The following is a 19,596-nucleotide window of genomic DNA, read 5'->3' as shown; positions in this document are numbered from 1 at the left end:
TGACAATTTTCCGGGGCATCATTTCACTTTATTTACGTTTTATTCACATCCCGCACGGAATTCACTCGGGCTGGCGCCGGTGCATTTTTTAAATACCCGCGAGAAATAGAGCTGATCTTCAAAGCCAACGTTGCGTCCCACCGTCGCGATGGGCATTCGCGTGGTGCTCAGCAGCAGCTTGGCCTGGCTGATCCGCTGATCTTCCCGCCACCCCAGCACGCTGATGCCCAGCTGCTGGCGGAACAGGTGCGACAGCCGCGACGGCGACAGGCAGACGTGCTGGGCGACGCTGGCAATATCAAAATGGCTGTCCGCCAGGTGATCGCTAATGTACTGGCAGGCGTCGCGAACCCGGTTATCCAGCGGCGGGTAGAGGGATTCGTTAATGGCCTCCATGCGGCGCAGCAGCAGCTGTTCCAGCAGGTTAATCGCCAGCAGCTCAGAGTAGCGCCCGGCCCCCTGTCCGGCGTCAACGATCTGGCCGAAAAGCTCGCCAAAGCGCGTCTGCCACTGCTCATCGGGACGGAAAAAGCCGGTGTGGGCGAAAATCGTCGGCCAGTTCAGCCACTCATGCCAGTAGGCCCGCGGACGGAAGTAGACCCACTGGTGATACCACTCGCGGGCATCAGGATGGCGGCCGTAGTGATGAATCTCCCCCGGCGGGAAGAGTAAAATATCGCCAGGCCGGCAGACAAACTGCTCGTCCTGGTTGTTGATCACCCCTTCACCGCGGATCGTCAGATTGAGGATGAAGCCTTTCATGCCGAGCGGGCGGTCAATAAAGAAATCCAGATAGCCTTCCGCATCAATCGGCGTCAGCCCCGTCACCAGGTGGGCGTTAAAAGAGTAGCCCGGTAGCAAAGGATCGTTTTGTGTTTCAGCCATAAACTCAGCTCTCCCGGAGAGGTACTGGACACCAATTGTCCATATTCGTTATTTTATCGCTAAGCGCGCTTCCCGTAATGGGATGCGGGTTGAAATTCGAATTAAAACCCGCCTGATTTCAGCAAAAATCGACAACAACGCTCAATGTAAGCCATTCCAGCGCATAACAAAAGTGTCTATAAATACGGCAGGAAAGTCCACATTGAATATTTGCACGGCGTCACACTTTGCGATGACATAGCAATATAATCCATAAGATTAGCGAATACGGCCTGACGGTTTTTCCTGAGGATATCTACTGTTTCACCATGAATGGTTTTCAGCATGGAGTAACAGCATGGCAATTGCGATTGGCCTCGATTTTGGTAGTGATTCAGTTCGCGCTCTGGCGGTGGAATGCGCCACCGGCGAAGAGCTCGCCTCCAGCGTAGAGTGGTACCCGCGCTGGCAGGAGGGGCTGTTTTGCGACGCCCCGAATAATCAGTTTCGCCACCACCCGCGTGATTACATTGAATCAATGGAAGCCGCGCTGAAAAGCGTGCTGGCGCTGCTGAGCCCCGAGCAGCGCGCCGCCGTCGTCGGTATCGGCGTTGACAGCACCGGCTCGACGCCGGCGCCGATTGACGCCGACGGCAACGTGCTGGCCCTGCGGGAAGAGTTCGCCAACAACCCGAATGCGATGTTCGTGCTGTGGAAAGACCATACCGCGGTGGAAGAGGCGGAGGCTATCACCCGCCTGTGCCACCAGCCGGGCAAAGAGGACTACTCCCGCTATATCGGCGGCATCTACTCCAGCGAATGGTTCTGGGCCAAGATCCTCCACGTCACCCGTCAGGATAGCGCCGTTGCGCAGGCAGCAGCCTCATGGATTGAGCTGTGCGACTGGGTTCCGGCGCTCCTCTCCGCGACCACCCGCCCGCAGGATATTCGCCGCGGCCGCTGCAGCGCCGGGCACAAATCCCTGTGGCACGCCGACTGGGGCGGCCTACCGCCGGCCAGCTTCTTCGACGAACTTGACCCGGTTATCAATCAGCACCTCAGCTGGCCGATGTTTAGCGACACCTGGACCGCCGACGTGCCGGTCGGCACGCTCAGCGCCGAATGGGCGCAGCGCCTGGGCCTGGCGGAAACGGTGACCATCTCCGGCGGCGCCTTCGACTGCCATATGGGCGCGGTAGGCGCCGGCGCACAGCCGAATACGCTGGTTAAGGTTATCGGCACCTCCACCTGCGACATCCTCATTGCCGATAAGCACAGCGTTGGCTCCCGCACGGTGAAAGGCATCTGCGGCCAGGTCGACGGCAGCGTAGTGCCTGACTTTATCGGTCTGGAAGCCGGGCAGTCGGCTTTTGGCGATATCTACGCCTGGTTTGGCCGCATTCTCGGCTGGCCGCTGGAGCAGCTGGCGCTTGCCCATCCGGAGCTGAAAGAGCCGATCCGCGCCAGCCAGAAGCAGCTGCTGCCGGCGCTGACCGAGGCGTGGGCGAAAAATCCCTCCCTCGACCATCTGCCGGTGGTGCTGGACTGGTTCAACGGACGGCGTACTCCAAACGCTAACCAGCGCCTGAAAGGGGTCATCACCGATCTGAATCTCGCCACCGATGCGCCGGCGCTGTTTGGCGGCCTGGTGGCGGCCACCGCCTTCGGCGCGCGCGCCATTATGGAGTGCTTCACCGACCAGGGGATCCCGGTCAACAACGTGATGGCGCTGGGCGGCATCGCGCGCAAAAACCCGGTCATCATGCAGGCCTGCTGCGACGTGCTGAACCGCCCGCTGCAGATTGTCGCCTCCGATCAGTGCTGTGCGCTGGGTGCGGCCATCTTTGCCGCCGTCTCCGCCGGCGTGTATCGCGATATTCCAACGGCCCAGCAGCATATGGCAAGCCGGGTCGAAAGCACCCTGCAGCCGCGCCCGGCCCAGGCCCAGCGCTTCGAACAGCTCTATCAGCGCTACCAGCAATGGTCAGTCAGCGCTGAACAACAGTATCTCCCTTCGGCTGCACAGGCGGAAAAAGCCTCGCAATCTCAGCCAGCTCTCACCCATTAAGGACACCAAAATGACGATTTTTGATAACTATGAAGTCTGGTTCGTGATTGGCAGCCAGCATCTGTACGGCGCGGAAGCGCTGCGTCAGGTTACGAAGCATGCCGAGCACGTGGTGAACAGCCTGAACGCCGAGGCAAAACTGCCGTGCCGGCTGGTATTAAAGCCGCTGGGCACCACGCCGGATGAAATCACCCACATCTGCCGCGACGCTAACTACGATGATAAATGCGCCGGCATGGTGGTGTGGCTGCACACCTTCTCTCCGGCCAAGATGTGGATTAACGGCCTGACCATCCTCAATAAACCGCTGCTGCAGTTCCACACCCAGTACAACGCCTCGCTGCCGTGGGACAGCATCGATATGGACTTTATGAACCTCAACCAGACCGCGCACGGCGGCCGCGAGTTTGGCTTTATTGGCGCCCGTATGCGCCAGCAGCATAGCGTGGTGACCGGCCACTGTCAGGATCGCGACGCCCATCAGCGCATCGGCTCGTGGATGCGCCAGGCGGTCTCGAAGCAGGATACCCGTCATCTGAAAGTCTGCCGCTTTGGCGATAACATGCGCGAAGTGGCGGTCACCGATGGCGATAAGGTCGCCGCGCAGATCAAATTCGGCTTCTCGGTCAATACCTGGCCGGTGGGCGATCTGGTGCAGGTGGTCAACGACGTCAGCGAAGGCGAGATCGGCGCCCTGGTTGATGAGTATGAAAGCAGCTACCGCCTGACCGCGGCAGCGCAGGTGCACGGCGATAAGCGGCAGAACGTTCTCGATGCCGCGCGTATCGAGCTGGGCATGCAGCGCTTCCTGCAGCAGGGCGGCTTCCACGCCTTCACCACCACCTTTGAAGATTTACACGGCCTGAAGCAGCTTCCGGGCCTCGCCGTGCAGCGTCTGATGCAGCAGGGCTACGGCTTTGCGGGCGAAGGCGACTGGAAAACCGCCGCCCTGCTTCGCATCATGAAGGTGATGTCAACCGGTCTGCAGGGCGGCACCTCCTTTATGGAGGATTACACCTACCACTTCGACAACGGCAACGATCTGGTGCTCGGCTCGCATATGCTGGAGGTCTGCCCAACCATCTCCACGGCGGAAAAACCGATCCTCGACGTCCAGCCGCTGGGCATTGGCGGTAAAGCCGACCCTGCGCGCCTGATCTTCAACACCCAGACCGGCCCGGCAATCGTCGCCAGCCTGATCGATCTCGGCGATCGCTATCGCCTGCTGGTTAACACCGTTGAAACGGTGCCGACCCCGCACGAACTGCCGAAGCTGCCGGTGGCCAACGCGCTGTGGAAAGCGCAGCCGGATCTCCGCACCGCGTCCGAAGCCTGGATCATTGCCGGCGGCGCGCACCATACGGTCTTCAGCCACTCCCTGACGCTCGACGATATGCGCCAGTTTGCGGAGCTGCAGGATATCGAGCTGACCGTGATTGATAACGAAACCCGCCTGCCTTCTTTCAAAGACGCGCTGCGCTGGAACGAAGTTTATTACGCCGGTAAACGTTAAGAGGTCGTCCCCTTTTCTCCCTCTGCGCCGCTAAAGAGAGGAGAAAAGGGGAAACCGCGCTGACCCGCAATTCGGAGTACACAATGTTAGAAGATCTGAAACGTCAGGTGCTGGAAGCAAACCTCGCGCTGCCCAGGCACAACCTGGTGACCTTAACCTGGGGCAACGTCAGCGCCGTCGACCGCGAGCGGGGCCTGCTGGTGATCAAGCCGTCGGGCATCGACTATAGTGCGATGAGCGCTGAGGATATGGTGGTGGTGAGCCTCGAAACCGGCGAAGTGGTGGAAGGGAAAAAGAAACCCTCGTCGGATACCCCAACCCATCGCCTGCTGTACCAGGCCTTCCCGACCCTCGGCGGTATCGTCCATACCCATTCGCGCCATGCGACCATCTGGGCGCAGGCGGGCCAGTCCATCCCGGCAACCGGCACTACCCACGCCGACTACTTCTACGGCGCGGTTCCCTGTACCCGCCTGATGACCGACAGCGAAATCAACGGCGAGTATGAGTGGGAAACCGGGCGCGTTATCGTCGAAACTTTCCGCGAGAACGCCATCGACCCGGCGCAAATGCCCGGCGTGCTGGTGCACTCCCACGGCCCGTTCGCGTGGGGCAAAAACGCGGAAGACGCGGTGCATAACGCCATCGTGCTGGAAGAGATCGCCTATATGGGGATTTTCTGCCGCCAGCTGGCGCCGCAGCTGCCGGATATGCAGCAAACCCTGCTGGATAAGCACTATTTACGCAAGCACGGCGCGAAGGCCTATTACGGGCAGTAGCGTCAAACGCCTGTATAAAACCCCAGCACCTTGTCATCAACCAGGCTATACTCAGGCCTGGTTTGACTTGATGAGAGCGCGGCGTGACTCAGCCACGAGAAGGTTTTTTATTGACCCGTCACTGGCGGGATACCCCCCAGGGCACGGAGCTGACCTTTTGGCTGGCAACCGACGACGGCCCCCTTCAGGTCACCCTGCCGCCGCAGGAGTCCGTGGCCTTTATCCCCGAGGCGCAGCGTGCCCAGGCTGAGCGCCTGCTGCAGGGCGAAAATGGCCTGCGCCTCGCCCCGCTCACCCTGAAAGACTTTCACCGCCAGCCGGTTTTCGGCCTTTACTGCCGCGCCCATCGCCAGCTGATGCGCCTGGAAAAGAAGCTGCGCGAACAGGGCGTGACCGTCTACGAAGGCGATGTCCGCCCCCCGGAACGCTATCTGATGGAGCGCTTTATTACCGCGCCGGTTTGGGTCGAAGGCGAAGCGCGCGGCGCGCGGCTGATCAACGCCCGCATGAAGGCCAGCCCGCACTACCGGCCGCCGCTGAAATGGGTCTCGCTGGATATCGAAACCAGCCGCCACGGTGAGCTGTACTGCATCGGCCTGGAGGGCTGCGGCCAGCGGGTTGTCTACATGCTCGGGCCAGACCCGGCGGCCGCTCCCGCGGTTGATTTTCAGCTGGAGTACGTCGCCAGCCGCCCGCAGCTGCTGGAAAAGCTCAACGCCTGGTTTGCCGCCCACGACCCGGACATCCTGATCGGCTGGAACGTCGTCCAGTTCGACCTGCGTGTGCTGCAAAAACACGCCGAGCGCTACCGTATTCCGCTGCTGCTCGGCCGCGGCAACAGCGAGCTGGAGTGGCGCGAGCACGGTTTTAAAAATGGCGTATTCTTCGCCCAGGCCAGCGGGCGGCTGATTATCGACGGCATTGAGGCGCTGAAATCGGCGTTCTGGAACTTCCCCTCTTTTTCGCTTGAGACGGTCGCGCGCGAGCTGCTGGGTGAAGGCAAAGCGATTGATAATCCCTGGGATCGGATGGACGAAATCGACCGCCGCTTCAGCGAGGATAAGCCCGCGCTGGCAACCTACAACCTGCAGGACTGCGAGCTGGTGACGCGTATCTTCCAGAAAACGGAGATCGTGCCCTTTCTGCTGGAGCGCGCCACGGTTAACGGCCTGCCCGCCGACCGCCACGGCGGGTCGGTGGCCGCCTTCAGCCACCTCTATTTTCCGCGCATGCACCGGCTGGGCTACGTTGCGCCCAATCTCGGCGAAGTGCCGCCGCAGGCCAGCCCCGGCGGCTACGTGATGGACTCCCGCCCCGGCCTGTACGATTCGGTGCTGGTCCTGGACTACAAAAGCCTGTACCCCTCGATTATCCGCACCTTTCTGATTGACCCGGTGGGGCTCGTCGAAGGCAGCGCCCAGCCCGATGACGAGCACAGCACAGAAGGCTTTCTCGGCGCGCGCTTCTCCCGCGAGAAGCACTGTCTGCCGGATATCGTCGGCCAGATTTGGCACGGGCGCGACGACGCCAAGCGGCATAAAAACAAGCCGCTGTCGCAGGCGTTGAAGATCATTATGAACGCCTTTTACGGCGTGCTCGGTACCAGCGCCTGCCGCTTTTTCGACCCGCGCCTGGCCTCGTCAATCACCATGCGCGGCCACGCCATCATGCGCCAGACCAAAGCGCTGATTGAGTCGCAGGGCTATGACGTTATCTACGGCGACACCGACTCCACCTTTGTCTGGCTCAGGCGCGCCCATGATGAACAGGAGGCGGCGAACATCGGCCGGTCGCTGGTGGCTTACGTCAACGACTGGTGGGCCACCGAGCTGGGGAAATCGCGCCTCACCAGCACCCTCGAGCTGGAGTTTGAAACCCACTTCTGCCGCTTTTTAATGCCCACTATCCGCGGCGCCGATACCGGCAGCAAAAAGCGCTACGCCGGGATGATTCAGGAGGCGCAGGAGCAGAGAATGGTCTTTAAAGGGCTGGAGACGGTGCGAACCGACTGGACGCCGCTGGCCCAGCAGTTTCAGCAGGAGCTATATCTGCGTATTTTCCGCAACCAGCCCTATCGCGACTACGTTCTGGAGACGATTAATCGGCTGATGAACGGCGAGCTCGACGATCGGCTGATCTACCGCAAGCGGCTGCGCCGGCCGCTGGCGGAATATCAGCGCAACGTTCCGCCGCACGTCCGCGCGGCAAGGCTTGCCGACGAGCACAACGTCAGGCTGGGCAGGCCGCAGCAGTACCAGCAGCGCGGCAGCATCAAATATGTCTGGACCACCGGCGGGCCGGAGCCGGTCGATTATCAGCAGTCGCCGCTCGATTACGATCACTATTTGTCGAAACAATTACAGCCGGTCGCGGAAGGAATTCTTCCCTTTGTCGACGATGATTTTGCTACAATAGTGACAGGGCAGCTGGGGCTATTTTGACAGGTGACTATCACCGCGGCATCCAGTACCATAGCGCCCTTTCCACTCCTGGACCCAATCTTGATCCCTCTCCAGCCTATTCGGAGATGATCAACTATTGCCTGCAATTTAAGAACTAAAGAGCCGAACACATATGCCTTTTACACTTGGTCAACGCTGGATTAGCGACACAGAGAGCGAACTGGGATTAGGGACGGTCGTAGCGCTGGATGCGCGCATGGTTACCCTTCTTTTCCCCGCCATCGGCGAAAATCGTCTGTACGCACGCAACGACTCCCCGATCACCCGCGTGATGTTTAATCCGGGCGACACCATCACCAGCCACGAAGGCTGGCAGCTCCAGGTTGACGAAGTAAATGAAGAGAACGGCCTGCTGGCCTATACCGGTACCCGTCTGGATACCGAAGAAGCCAACGTGGTCCTGCGTGAAGTGCTGCTCGACAGCAAGCTGGTTTTCAGCAAGCCGCAGGATCGCCTGTTCGCCGGGCAGATCGACCGTATGGACCGCTTTGCGCTGCGCTACCGCGCGCGTAAATATCAGAGCGAGCAGTACCGGATGCCGTGGAGCGGCCTGCGCGGCCAGCGCACCAGCCTGATCCCGCACCAGTTGCACATCGCCCACGACGTTGGCCGTCGCCACGCCCCGCGCGTGCTGCTGGCGGATGAAGTCGGGCTCGGTAAAACCATCGAAGCCGGGATGATTCTGCATCAGCAGCTGCTTGCGGGCGCCGCCGAGCGCGTGCTGATCGTCGTTCCGGAAACCCTGCAGCACCAGTGGCTGGTCGAAATGCTGCGCCGCTTCAACCTGCGCTTCTCGCTGTTTGACGACGAGCGCTATGCCGAAGCGCAGCACGATGCCTACAATCCGTTTGAAACCGAGCAGCTGGTTATCTGCTCGCTGGATTTTGTTCGCCGCAGCAAGCAGCGCCTTGAGCACCTGTGCGACGCCGAATGGGACCTGATGATCGTCGATGAGGCGCACCACCTGGTGTGGAGCGAAGAGGCGCCGAGCCGTGAATATCAGGCGATTGAACAGCTGGCCGAGCGCGTGCCGGGGATCCTGCTGCTGACCGCCACTCCGGAGCAGCTGGGAATGGAGAGCCATTTCGCCCGTCTGCGCCTGCTGGATCCAAACCGTTTCCACGACTTCGCCCAGTTCGTTGAAGAGCAGCAGAACTACCGCCCGGTCGCCGACGCCGTCGCCCTGCTGCTGGCAGGCAACAGGCTGAGCGATGCCGATCTGAACATGCTTGGCGAGCTGATCGGCGAGCAGGATATCGAGCCGCTGCTGCAGACCGCCAACAGCGATCGCGACGGAGCCCAGTCCGCGCGTCAGGAGCTGGTCTCCATGCTCATGGACCGCCACGGCACCAGCCGCGTTCTGTTCCGTAACACCCGTAACGGCGTGAAAGGCTTCCCGAAACGCGAGCTGCACACCATTCGCCTGCCGCTGCCGATGCAGTACCAGACGGCCATCAAGGTCTCCGGCATTATGGGCGCGCGTAAAACCGCCGAAGAGCGCGCTCGCGATATGCTCTATCCAGAGCAGATCTATCAGGAGTTTGAAGGCGATAGCGGAACCTGGTGGAACTTCGACCCGCGCGTCGAGTGGCTGATGGGCCACCTGACCAGCCACCGTTCGCAGAAGGTGCTGGTGATCTGCGCGAAAGCCACCACCGCGCTGCAGCTGGAGCAGGTGCTGCGCGAGCGGGAAGGTATTCGCGCCGCGGTCTTCCACGAAGGCATGTCGATCATCGAACGCGACCGCGCCGCCGCGTGGTTTGCCGAAGAGGACACCGGCGCACAGGTGCTGCTGTGTTCTGAAATTGGCTCCGAAGGCCGCAACTTCCAGTTCGCCAGCAACCTGGTGATGTTCGATCTGCCGTTTAACCCGGATCTGCTGGAGCAGCGTATTGGCCGTCTGGACCGTATCGGCCAGGCGCACGATATTCAGATCCACGTGCCGTACCTGGAAAGAACCGCCCAGTCGGTGCTGGTCCGCTGGTATCACGAAGGGCTTGATGCCTTCGAGCACACCTGCCCGACCGGCCGTACCGTTTACGATAGCGTCCATGACCAGCTGATTAACTATCTTGCCGCGCCGGAAACCACCGACGGCTTCGACGAGCTGATTAAATCCTGCCGCCAGCAGCACGACGCGCTGAAAGCGCAGCTGGAGCAGGGCCGCGACCGCCTGCTGGAGATCCACTCTAACGGCGGCGAAGGGGCGCTGGCGCTCGCCGAAAGCATTGAAGAGCAGGATGACGACACCAGCCTGATCGCCTTTGCCATGAACCTGTTTGATATCGTCGGCGTCAACCAGGACGATCGCGGCGAGAACCTGATCGTGCTGACCCCGTCCGATCATATGCTGGTTCCGGACTTCCCGGGCCTGCCGGAAGACGGCTGCACCATCACCTTCGAGCGCGACGTCGCGCTCTCCCGCGAAGACGCGCAGTTCGTCACCTGGGAGCATCCGCTGATTATCAACGGTCTGGACCTGATCCTCTCCGGCGATACCGGCAGCAGCACCATCTCGCTGCTGAAGAATAAGGCGCTGCCGGTCGGCACGCTGCTGCTCGAGCTGATTTACGTCGTCGAAGCGCAGGCGCCGAAGCAGCTGCAGCTTAATCGCTTCCTGCCGGCTACGCCGGTGCGCATGCTGCTGGATAAGAACGGCAACAACCTCGCCGGTCAGGTGGAGTTTGAGAGCTTCAACCGCCAGCTGAGCGCCGTTAACCGCCATACCGGCAGCAAGCTGGTCAACGCGGTACAGCAGGACGTTCACGCGATCCTCCAGCTCGGCGAAGCGCAGGTCGCGAAAGCCGCTCAGGCGCTGATCGACGCGGCGCGCGATGAGGCTAACGACAAGCTGTCGGCGGAGCTGTCGCGTCTGGAAGCGCTTAAAGCGGTGAACCCGAACATCCGCGATGACGAACTGTCGGCCATTGAGAGCAACCGTCAGCAGGTGATGGATGCGCTGGCCCAGGCCGGCTGGCGTCTCGATGCGCTGCGCTTAATCGTCGTCACTCACCAGTAACGGAACGCGAATATGGCGATGGAAAACTACAATCCGCCACAGGATCCCTGGCTGGTCATCCTCTATCAGGATGAGCACATTATGGTGGTCAACAAGCCGAGCGGCCTGTTGTCCGTGCCGGGGCGCCTGGAGGAGCATAAAGACAGCGTGATGACGCGCGTGCAGCGCGACTTTCCGCAGGCCGAGTCGGTTCACCGGCTGGATATGGCCACCAGCGGCGTGATTGTGGTGGCGCTGACCAAAGCGGCAGAGCGCGAGCTGAAGCGTCAGTTTCGCGAGCGTGAGCCGAAGAAGCAGTACGTCGCCCGCGTGTGGGGTCACCCGCAGAAAGCAGAAGGTCTGGTGGATTTTCCGCTGATTTGCGACTGGCCGAACCGGCCTAAGCAGAAGGTGTGCTACGAAACCGGCAAGGCGGCGCAAACCGAGTATGAGGTGCTGGAGTACGCGGACGATAACAGCGCCCGCGTGCGCCTGAAGCCGATTACCGGGCGCTCGCACCAGCTGCGCGTGCATATGCTGGCCCTCGGTCATCCGATTCTCGGCGACCGCTTTTATGCGACGCCGGAAGCGCTGGCCATGGCCCCACGCCTGCTGCTGCACGCGGAGATGCTGACCATCACCCATCCCGCTTTCGGCAACGCGATGACCTTCCGCGCGCCGGTCGACTTCTGACGGCGGGTTGCTAACTTCTGATTTCCCGGGCGACGGTTTAAACGCCTTGCCCGGGCTACCCTCTCCGCCCCTGCGCTAAGCGCAGCAGGAACGGGCTCCTCACGCTATCATCCGTTAGTCGCGGGCAAACCACGCGTCAATCATCTGCTCTACGTGAGCGGCCGACTGCTGCGGGTGGCGATCGTTGCTCTCAGCGGCAGACGAGCGGCCCTGCAGGCCCTCCGTCGGGCAAATCACTTCGATATTCCATAAACGCCCCAGCGGATGGGATTGCGTCAGCTCCGCGCACAGCGCGTTAATTTCACTGGCCGAGTGCTCAACGCACCACAGCGCTTCCGGCCCGGTTGGCAGCCACTTAACCTGGCGGTCCAGCGTTTGCCAGCGGTGTTTCCACAGCAGCTGATCGAAAGCCTGCAGCGCCACGCCCATCATGTTGCGATAGCGGATGCTGTCTTTCTCCGCGCCCGGCGTCACCAGGGTAAGCGAAATAACCGGCTGCTGATAATGGGTTAACAACTCGCTCTGACGAGCTTCACGCTGCGCTTTCACCGCCAGCAGATTTTCAACGCTGGCGCCCGCACGGGCGGGAGTATCCACGGACATTAATTCCTCTCCTTCACTGAATAAAATAACGGCGGCAGGGGCCGTCGCGATAACGGATTTCGCTGCTGATTGTATCGCTAAATGCACAGAATTTAGGATACAGGACAAAGAAATTTTCTTCGTCCCGTGGTGGGAAATAGCAGTTTTTCCTGTTAGCACAGAACTAAATCACGCCATAAAGTGGCTCAGAAACAGCAGGCCCAGAGAGACATTGATCGCTCCGCCGATGCGGGTGGCGATTTGGGCGAACGGCATCAGGTTCATGCGGTTGCCGGAGGTGAGGATCGCCACGTCGCCGGTCCCACCCTGGCCGCTCTGGCAGCAGGAGACAATCGCCACGTCGATCGGATGCATACCGATTTTTTTACCGACGAAGAACCCGGTCGCCACCAGCGCGGAAACGGTGCTGATAATCACCAGCAGATTGGTGATAGTGAAGGCGTTCACCAACTCCTGCCACGGCGTAATCGCGACGCCAACGGCAAACAGAATCGGATAGGTCACCGCCGTGCGGAAGAACTTATACACCACCTGGGAGCCCTCCTGCAGGCGCGGCGATACGCCGTTAGCCAGCTTCAGCAGCACCGCCAGGAACAGCATCCCCACCGGCGCCGGCAGGCCAATCATCTTTTGCCCCAGCATCCCCAGCATATAGAGCAGCACCGCCAGCAGCGCCCCGGACGCCAGCGTCGCCACGTCCGTTTTGCCGTCAGAGCTTTCGTCACCGACTCTTTCATGATGCGTTTCGTTGCTGCGGTTCGGCATCAGCTGGCCTTCGCCGGTCAGATGCGGGAAGCGCTTGCCCAGCTGATTCAGGCTGCCGGAGATAACAATCGCCGTCAGGCTGCCCAGCATGACCATCGGCAGGACGCGGCCCAGCGCAACGCCCTGGTCCATATGCATCAGCGCGGCGTAGCCAATCGACAGCGGTATCGCCCCTTCCCCTACGCCGCCGGCCATAATCGGCAGGACGATAAAGAAGAAGACCTGGAACGGCTCCAGGCCCAGCGCGGTCCCGACGCCAACGCCAACCAGCATGCCGACAACCTCACCGCAGAGCATCGGGAAGAAAATGCGCAGGAACCCCTGAATCAGCGTGGTGCGGTTCATGCTCATAATGCTGCCGACGATAATGCAGCAGATGTAGAGATAGAGAATATTGGTCGACTTGTAGAATTTGGTGGTGGATTCCACCACCACGTCCGGCAGCAGGCCGTAATGAACCAGCGCCGAGGGAATAAAGGTCGCGCAGATCGCCGCCGCGCCGAGCTTGCCGAGAACCGGCAGGCGCTTGCCAAACTCGCCGCAGGCGAAGCCAAAAAAGGCCAGCGTCGCCACCATGACCACAATGTCGCTCGGCAGCTTGCCGCCCAGACAGTCCAGAGCAATTAAGCCCCCGGCCAGCAGGAACAGCGGCAGCGGGATAATCCCGACTTTGCGGTTGTCCATAACGTGCCACCAGCGCTGCTTCAGCGTGGCCTTTGGGGTATCGATGGGGTCGAGGGTCGCAGAGAATGCTTCGTCAGTGGTGCTCATAGGTTTAGCCCTTTAGTTATTATTCATCTTCAGACTAGGGGGGAATAAGCCGACTTAATGTGAGGGTTGCCAGATTAAAAATGAAGTTTTAATGGGCACTATGGTTTTTATGGTTTCTATTCCCGGCGTGATATATCTCTGATTTATTAGCGTGGTTTTTATGGTTTTTTGTCGCAGCCCTGGAGATCATTTATAAATAGGCTTCGCGGATCGATTCTGTTCCCTGACCCCGGCGTAAGCGGCCGCTCGTGACTTGCCCGCCTTACTGAGACTCTGTACAAGGCCTATGAAAGTTTCCTTTCAATTTAAGCTGTTTATTTCCCTGGTGGCATTTTTCTCGATCCTCTTTGCCCTGCTGGGCGTGTATTACTATTTCGATGCCAGCCATCAGCTTTATCAGGAAATGAGCACCCGCGCCAAAATACAGGCCGAAGAGATCGCCCTGATGCCCAATTTACGCCAGCAGGTTGCCCGCAAGGATCCGCAGGCGATAAACGCCTTTATGCAGGAAATCGCCGCCCACAGCGACGCCAGCTTTATTGTTATTGGCGACGCGCAGGGCGTGCATCTGTTCCACTCCGTGCACCCGGAGTGGGTCGGCACCCGGCTGGTTGGCGGTGATAATCAGGCGGTGCTGGAAGGGAAAACCATTACCACCATCCGCAAAGGCGGGCTCGGAATTTCGCTGCGCAGCAAGGCGCCGGTGCGTGACGACGCGGGGCGGGTGGTGGGGATTGTTTCCGTTGGCTATCTGACCAGCTACCTCGACAGCATTACGCTGCAAAAAGTCATCAATATCTTCGTCGCCGCCGTGCTGCTGCTGGTTGCGCTGTTTATCTTCTCCTGGTACTTCACCCGCAGCATCAAGAAGCAGATCTTCTCCCTCGAGCCGCGGGAAATCGGCCTGCTGGTGCGCCAGCAAAAGGCGATGATGGAATCGATCTATGAAGGGGTTATCGTTATCGACCACACCCGCCGCATCAAGGTCATTAACCACGCCGCCCGCAGCCTGCTCGGCCTGACCCAGCCCGCACACCGGCTGCGCGGGCAGTCGATCGATAGCGTCATCGTACCGCAGCCGTTTTTCGCCAGCGGCGAGATGCTGGAAAGCGACACGCACGACGAGCTATGCCGCTTCAACCAGCTCACCGTCCTCGCCAGCCGGGTACGCATCATGCTGGAAAACTCGCTGCAAGGCTGGGTGATCACCTTCCGCGACCGGGACGAAATCAACTCCCTTAGCGCCCAGCTCAGCCAGGTGAAACGCTATGTCGATAACCTGCGCATCATGCGCCATGAGCAGCTGAACCGCATGACGACGCTTTCCGGCCTGCTGCACATGGGCCACTACGACGAGGCCATTCGCTATATTCAGGCGCAGTCGGAGCATGCCCAGGAGCTGCTGGACTTTATTTCATCCCGCTTTAGCTCGCCGACGCTCTGCGGCCTGCTGCTGGGTAAAGCCGCCCGGGCGCGCGAGAAAGGCGTCGAGCTGAGCTTCGACCCCGCCTGCCACATCGACCGACCGCTGCCGTCGCTAATCGAATCAGAGCTCATCTCGATTATCGGCAACCTGCTGGATAACGCCATCGAAGCCACCCAGCGCGCCGAGCTGCCGCACGAGCCGGTAGAGGTGCTGATTCAGCTCAACGCCCGGGAGCTGATGATTGAAGTGGCCGATCGCGGCGTCGGCATCCGCCCGGAGATCCGCGAGCGAATTTTCGAACGCGGCGTCACCACTAAAACCCGTGGCGATCACGGCATCGGCCTGTATCTTATTGAACACTATGTCACTCAGGCTGGCGGCACCATCGAGGTTGCCGATAACACGCCGCGCGGGGCCATCTTTACGCTGTTTATTCCCGCCGACGGTCCGGCCCACCCGCCACAAGGGGCACACTATGCATCATGACCTGGTCGATGTTCTGATCGTCGAAGATGAGAGCGAGCTGGCGCGACTGCACGCCGAGCTGATTCAAAAACACCCGCGCATGCGGCTGGCAGGCATGGCCGCCTCGCTCACCCAGGCGCGGCAGATGCTCAACGCCAGCCCGCCGCAGCTGGTGCTGCTCGACAACTATTTACCCGACGGTAAGGGGGTGACGCTGATGACCGACCCGCTGCTGGCCAGCGCCAACTGCTCGGTTATCTTTATTACCGCCGCCAGCGACATGGAAACCTGCAGCCTGGCCATTCGCAACGGGGCCTTCGACTACATTCTGAAGCCGGTCTCCTGGAAACGGCTGAGCCAGTCTCTCGAGCGCTTCGTTCAGTTTTACGACCAGCAGCGGGAGTGGAAGATTGTCGATCAGCAAAACGTTGATTCGCTGTACCAGCTGCAGGCGAAAAACTTTCGCGCCGATAGCGGCAGCAAAGGGATTGAGGAAAAAACGCTGGCGCTGGTGCAGAACCTGTTTAACGGGCGGGAAGCGCACTGCTTTTCGGTCGATGAGGTGGTGAACGACGCCGGCCTGAGTAAAACGACCGCCCGCCGCTACCTGGAGCACTGCGTGGAAACGGGCTTTCTGGAAGTGGAAATGCTGTACGGTAAAATTGGCCATCCGCGGCGGATGTACCGCCGCGCCAGGAGCCCGTCCTGAAACCTCTCCCCGGCGGGAGAGGTCGGTAAATCAGAAGCCGCGCTGCTCTTTGACCAGCTCCCAGGCCTTCTGAATATCCTGAGCCTTCTGCTTCGCCATCTCCATCATTTCCGGCGGCAGGCCCTTCGCCACCAGCTTATCCGGATGGTGCTCGCTCATCAGCTTGCGGTAGGCGCGCTTGACGGTTGCCGCGTCGTCGGTCGGCTTCACGCCCAGCACGTTGCAGGCGTCCTCAAGGGTCGGTCCGCGCTGCGCCTGCTGCCAGCCGGCCTGACCGCGGCCCTGGCTGGAGGAGTGCTGCTGCGAGCCGCCGCCAAACTGGGCTCCGCCCTGCATCATGCGCAGGAACTGCTCAAACTGGGCGCGGGAGATCCCCAGCTCGTCGGCGATGACGAACAGAACTTCACGTTCGTTAGGGTGTAATTCGCCGTCGGCGAAGGCCGCCTGCAGCTGAATTTCCAGAAACATCCTAATCAAATCAAAACGGCCAAAACAGACGCTGCGCAGCTGACGCATTTTCTCGCGCAGCGGGTAATCATCTGATTTTCCTACGCGAAACGCCTGCTGTGCCGCCGTGCGCGACTCGCCGTGTAGATTCATGCGATCCATCAGGATGCTGGCGACGTGGATATCGGCTTCGGTCACGCGTCCTTTCGATTTGGTCAGATGGCCCATCACCTCAAAGGTGGTGGAAAAGAACAGCGACTGTCGCTCCTGCTGGTTAGCAAAAACGTTGATCCGCCGACGGCGCGCGCGATCGAATATATGGCCGACTAATAAGCCCAGCACCACGCCCCAGAAGCCCGCACCCATCATCAGCGCAACCGCAACCCCAATTATTTTTCCCAAATACTGCATAGACTCCCCAAACTTTATGCCGCCAGTTAAGCTATATATGACCGCACGTTACAAAGCACTGACGCTTCGGTCAATTGTGGGACATAGCCTATAATTTGCTTTATCATACTCGTCATTCTACACGGTGCCTAACGCTCGGGATTGAAACGGGCAGGATTAACACTAGCGCGATGAAGATGAGTACGTTAGGCTCTGACCGTTTGCAAGCCGCTGCCACAAGATGACGGAACAACAAATACAACGTATGAAAAAACGTATTCCCAGCCTCCTGGCCACCATGATTGCCAGCGCCTTGTATAGCCAACAGGGCCTCGCTGCCGATCTCGCCACGCAGTGTATGCTTGGCGTCCCAAGCTATAATCGTCCCCTCGTTGAAGGTAAAACTAACGAGCTGCCGGTGACGATCGATGCCGATCATGCGAAGGGCAACTATCCGGATAATGCCACATTCACGGGTAACGTCGATATTAATCAGGGGAATAGCCGTCTTCAGGCGGATGAGGTTCAGCTTCATCAGCAGCAGGCAGCGGGCCAGCCTCAGCCCGTGCGCACCGTCGATGCGCTGGGCAACGTTCACTATGACGATAATCAGGTGATCCTGAAAGGCCCGAAAGGCTGGTCAAACCTGAACACCAAAGATACCAATGTCTGGGAAGGTGACTACCAGATGGTCGGCCGGCAGGGCCGCGGCAAGGCCGATCTGATGAAACAGCGCGGTGAAAACCGCTACACCATTCTGGAAAACGGCAGCTTTACCTCCTGTCTGCCGGGTTCTGACACCTGGAGCGTCGTCGGCAGTGAAGTTATCCACGACCGCGAAGAGCAGGTGGCGGAGATCTGGAACGCGCGCTTTAAGCTCGGCTCGGTGCCGATTTTCTACAGCCCTTACCTGCAGCTGCCGGTCGGGGATAAGCGGCGTTCCGGCTTCCTGATCCCTAACGCCAAATACAGCACCAAAAATGGCGTGGAGTTCTCGCTTCCTTACTACTGGAATATCGCGCCTAACTTCGACGCCACCCTGACGCCGCACTATATGAACAAGCGCGGCGGCGTGATGTGGGAAAACGAATTCCGCTATCTGACCAAAGCCGGCACGGGCCTGTTCGAGTTTGACTACCTGCCATCCGATAAGGTCTACCAGGACGATCACTCCAGCGACAGCAACAGCCGCCGCTGGCTGTTCTACTGGAACCACTCCGGGGTCATCGACCAGGTGTGGCGCCTTAACGCCGACTACACCAAGGTCAGCGATCCGGACTACTTTAACGATTTCAGCTCGAAATACGGTTCCAGTACCGACGGCTACGCCACGCAGAAATTCAGCGCCGGCTACGTCAACCAGAACTTCGACGCCACCGTGTCGACCAAACAGTTCCAGGTCTTTAACCGCGATTCGAGCAACTCCTATGCCGCTCAGCCGCAGCTGGACGTTAACTACTACCAGAACGACGTCGGTCCGTTTGATACCCATCTTTATGGTCAGGCGGTGCACTTCGTTAATACTAACGGCAACATGCCGGAAGCGACCCGCGTCCACTTTGAGCCGACGATCAACCTGCCGCTGTCTAACGGCTGGGGCAGCATCAATACCGAAGCCAAGCTGCTGGCGACCCACTACCAGCAGAGCAACCTCGACGACTACAACGCGGCGAACAACGCGGACTACAAAGAGTCCGTTAACCGCGTGATGCCGCAGTTCAAAATCGACGGCAAAATGGTCTTCGAGCGCGATATGCAGGAGAGCTTTACCCAGACTCTGGAACCGCGCGTGCAGTACCTGTACATCCCGTATCGCGACCAGAGCCACATCGGTTCCTACGACTCCACCCTGCTGCAATCGGACTACAGCGGCCTGTTCCGCGACCGTTCTTACAGCGGCCTGGACCGTATTGCATCCGCAAACCAGGTATCCACCGGCGTCACGTCTCGCGTATATGATGCAGCCGCCGTTGAACGTTTTAATATTTCCGTTGGTCAAATCTATTATTTCACCGAGTCACGTACCGGTGATGACAACATCAACTGGGAGAATAACGACACAAGAGGTTCACTGGTTTGGGCCGGAGATACTTACTGGCGCATCGCCGATGACTGGGGTTTACGCGGGGGAATTCAGTACGATACACGTCTGGATAACGTCGCAACCGGTAACGGCACCGTTGAATACCGTCGCGACGAAAACCGCTTAGTCCAACTTAACTATCGTTACGCCAGCCCGGAATACATTCAGGCCACGCTGCCTTCGTATTCAACCGCTGAGCAGTACAAAAACGGTATTTCTCAGGTGGGTATGACCGCCAGCTGGCCGGTAGTCGATCGCTGGTCCGTCGTCGGCGCATACTACTTTGATACCAATACCAAAAAGAGCGCCAACCAGATGTTAGGGGTCCAGTATAACTCCTGCTGCTACGCGATTCGTCTCGGCTATGAACGTAAGATCAACGGCTGGGATAACAGCGGCAACGGCGAGAGCAAATACGATAACACCTTTGGCATCAACATTGAGCTACGCGGCCTGAGCTCCAACTACGGTCTCGGCACCCAGCAGATGCTGCGTTCGAACATTTTACCGTACCAGAACTCCCTGTGATGTGGCTGGTTTAAAACGTAATCCGCATTTGC

Annotated in this window: 13 protein-coding genes; 9 read left to right on the top strand and 4 right to left on the bottom strand. The window is 59.6% G+C overall.

Translation table 11 applies throughout. From position 1 onward, the window contains the following. Positions 1-39: 39 nt before the first annotated feature. Positions 40-885 (bottom strand): arabinose operon transcriptional regulator AraC, encoded by an 846-nt coding sequence (gene araC / locus M2416_RS12480; RefSeq protein WP_041144026.1) that lies wholly within the window; start codon positions 883-885, stop codon positions 40-42. A gap of 337 nt (positions 886-1,222) precedes the next feature. On the opposite strand from araC, the gene araB reads away from it, so the two are divergent. The 6 genes from araB to rluA all read left to right on the top strand — a co-directional run bounded on the left by araB (position 1,223) and on the right by rluA (position 11,377). Continuing rightward, positions 1,223-2,932: a ribulokinase gene (araB, locus tag M2416_RS12475; protein WP_115193576.1), complete on the top strand. Its 1,710-nt coding sequence runs from the start codon at positions 1,223-1,225 to the stop codon at positions 2,930-2,932. A 10-nt stretch (positions 2,933-2,942) separates the two neighbouring features. After that, positions 2,943-4,445, top strand: coding sequence for an L-arabinose isomerase (gene araA / locus M2416_RS12470; protein ID WP_259224218.1), 1,503 nt, complete (start codon positions 2,943-2,945; stop codon positions 4,443-4,445). Between the two features lie 83 nt (positions 4,446-4,528). Next, the gene (gene araD, locus M2416_RS12465) at positions 4,529-5,224 is read left to right on the top strand and encodes an L-ribulose-5-phosphate 4-epimerase (protein ID WP_259224216.1); all 696 of its coding nucleotides are present in this window, start codon (positions 4,529-4,531) and stop codon (positions 5,222-5,224) included. Between the two features lie 83 nt (positions 5,225-5,307). Beyond that, entirely contained in the window at positions 5,308-7,665 is a 2,358-nt protein-coding gene (gene polB / locus M2416_RS12460; protein ID WP_259224214.1) for a DNA polymerase II, read from the top strand. Positions 7,666-7,798: 133 nt separating this feature from the next. Beyond that, positions 7,799-10,705: an RNA polymerase-associated protein RapA gene (rapA, locus tag M2416_RS12455; protein WP_115193578.1), complete on the top strand. Its 2,907-nt coding sequence runs from the start codon at positions 7,799-7,801 to the stop codon at positions 10,703-10,705. A gap of 12 nt (positions 10,706-10,717) precedes the next feature. After that, positions 10,718-11,377, top strand: a complete 660-nt coding sequence (gene rluA, locus M2416_RS12450; protein ID WP_241722290.1) for a bifunctional tRNA pseudouridine(32) synthase/23S rRNA pseudouridine(746) synthase RluA — start codon at positions 10,718-10,720, stop codon at positions 11,375-11,377. Between the two features lie 114 nt (positions 11,378-11,491). Here the strand turns inward: rluA and citX are convergent, their stop codons facing one another. Next, positions 11,492-11,980, bottom strand: coding sequence for a citrate lyase holo-[acyl-carrier protein] synthase (gene citX / locus M2416_RS12445; RefSeq protein WP_259224211.1), 489 nt, complete (start codon positions 11,978-11,980; stop codon positions 11,492-11,494). Positions 11,981-12,148: 168 nt separating this feature from the next. After that, positions 12,149-13,516, bottom strand: coding sequence for a 2-hydroxycarboxylate transporter family protein (locus M2416_RS12440; RefSeq protein ID WP_259224210.1), 1,368 nt, complete (start codon positions 13,514-13,516; stop codon positions 12,149-12,151). 286 nt (positions 13,517-13,802) lie between these two features. Here M2416_RS12440 and M2416_RS12435 point away from each other — a divergent pair, with 286 nt between their 5' ends. After that, the gene (locus M2416_RS12435) at positions 13,803-15,428 is read left to right on the top strand and encodes an ATP-binding protein (RefSeq protein WP_123552716.1); all 1,626 of its coding nucleotides are present in this window, start codon (positions 13,803-13,805) and stop codon (positions 15,426-15,428) included. Further along, positions 15,418-16,116: a response regulator gene (locus M2416_RS12430; protein WP_041144016.1), complete on the top strand. Its 699-nt coding sequence runs from the start codon at positions 15,418-15,420 to the stop codon at positions 16,114-16,116. Before M2416_RS12435 ends, M2416_RS12430 begins: the two co-directional genes overlap by 11 nt. A 30-nt stretch (positions 16,117-16,146) precedes the next feature. Here the strand turns inward: M2416_RS12430 and djlA are convergent, their stop codons facing one another. Then, positions 16,147-16,974: a co-chaperone DjlA gene (gene djlA / locus M2416_RS12425; protein ID WP_041144015.1), complete on the bottom strand. Its 828-nt coding sequence runs from the start codon at positions 16,972-16,974 to the stop codon at positions 16,147-16,149. Between the two features lie 244 nt (positions 16,975-17,218). On the opposite strand from djlA, the gene lptD reads away from it, so the two are divergent. Then, on the top strand, positions 17,219-19,564 hold the full coding sequence (lptD, locus tag M2416_RS12420) for an LPS assembly protein LptD (protein WP_076946412.1): 2,346 nt from the start codon (positions 17,219-17,221) through the stop codon (positions 19,562-19,564). The last annotated feature ends 32 nt before the right edge of the window (positions 19,565-19,596 follow it).

The organism is Klebsiella sp. BIGb0132 (genome assembly GCF_024810075.1).
Classification (GTDB): Bacteria; Pseudomonadota; Gammaproteobacteria; order Enterobacterales; family Enterobacteriaceae; genus Klebsiella; species Klebsiella terrigena.
Note: the sequence above shows the minus strand (reverse complement) of the source record. Positions and strands in the feature narration are given on the sequence as shown.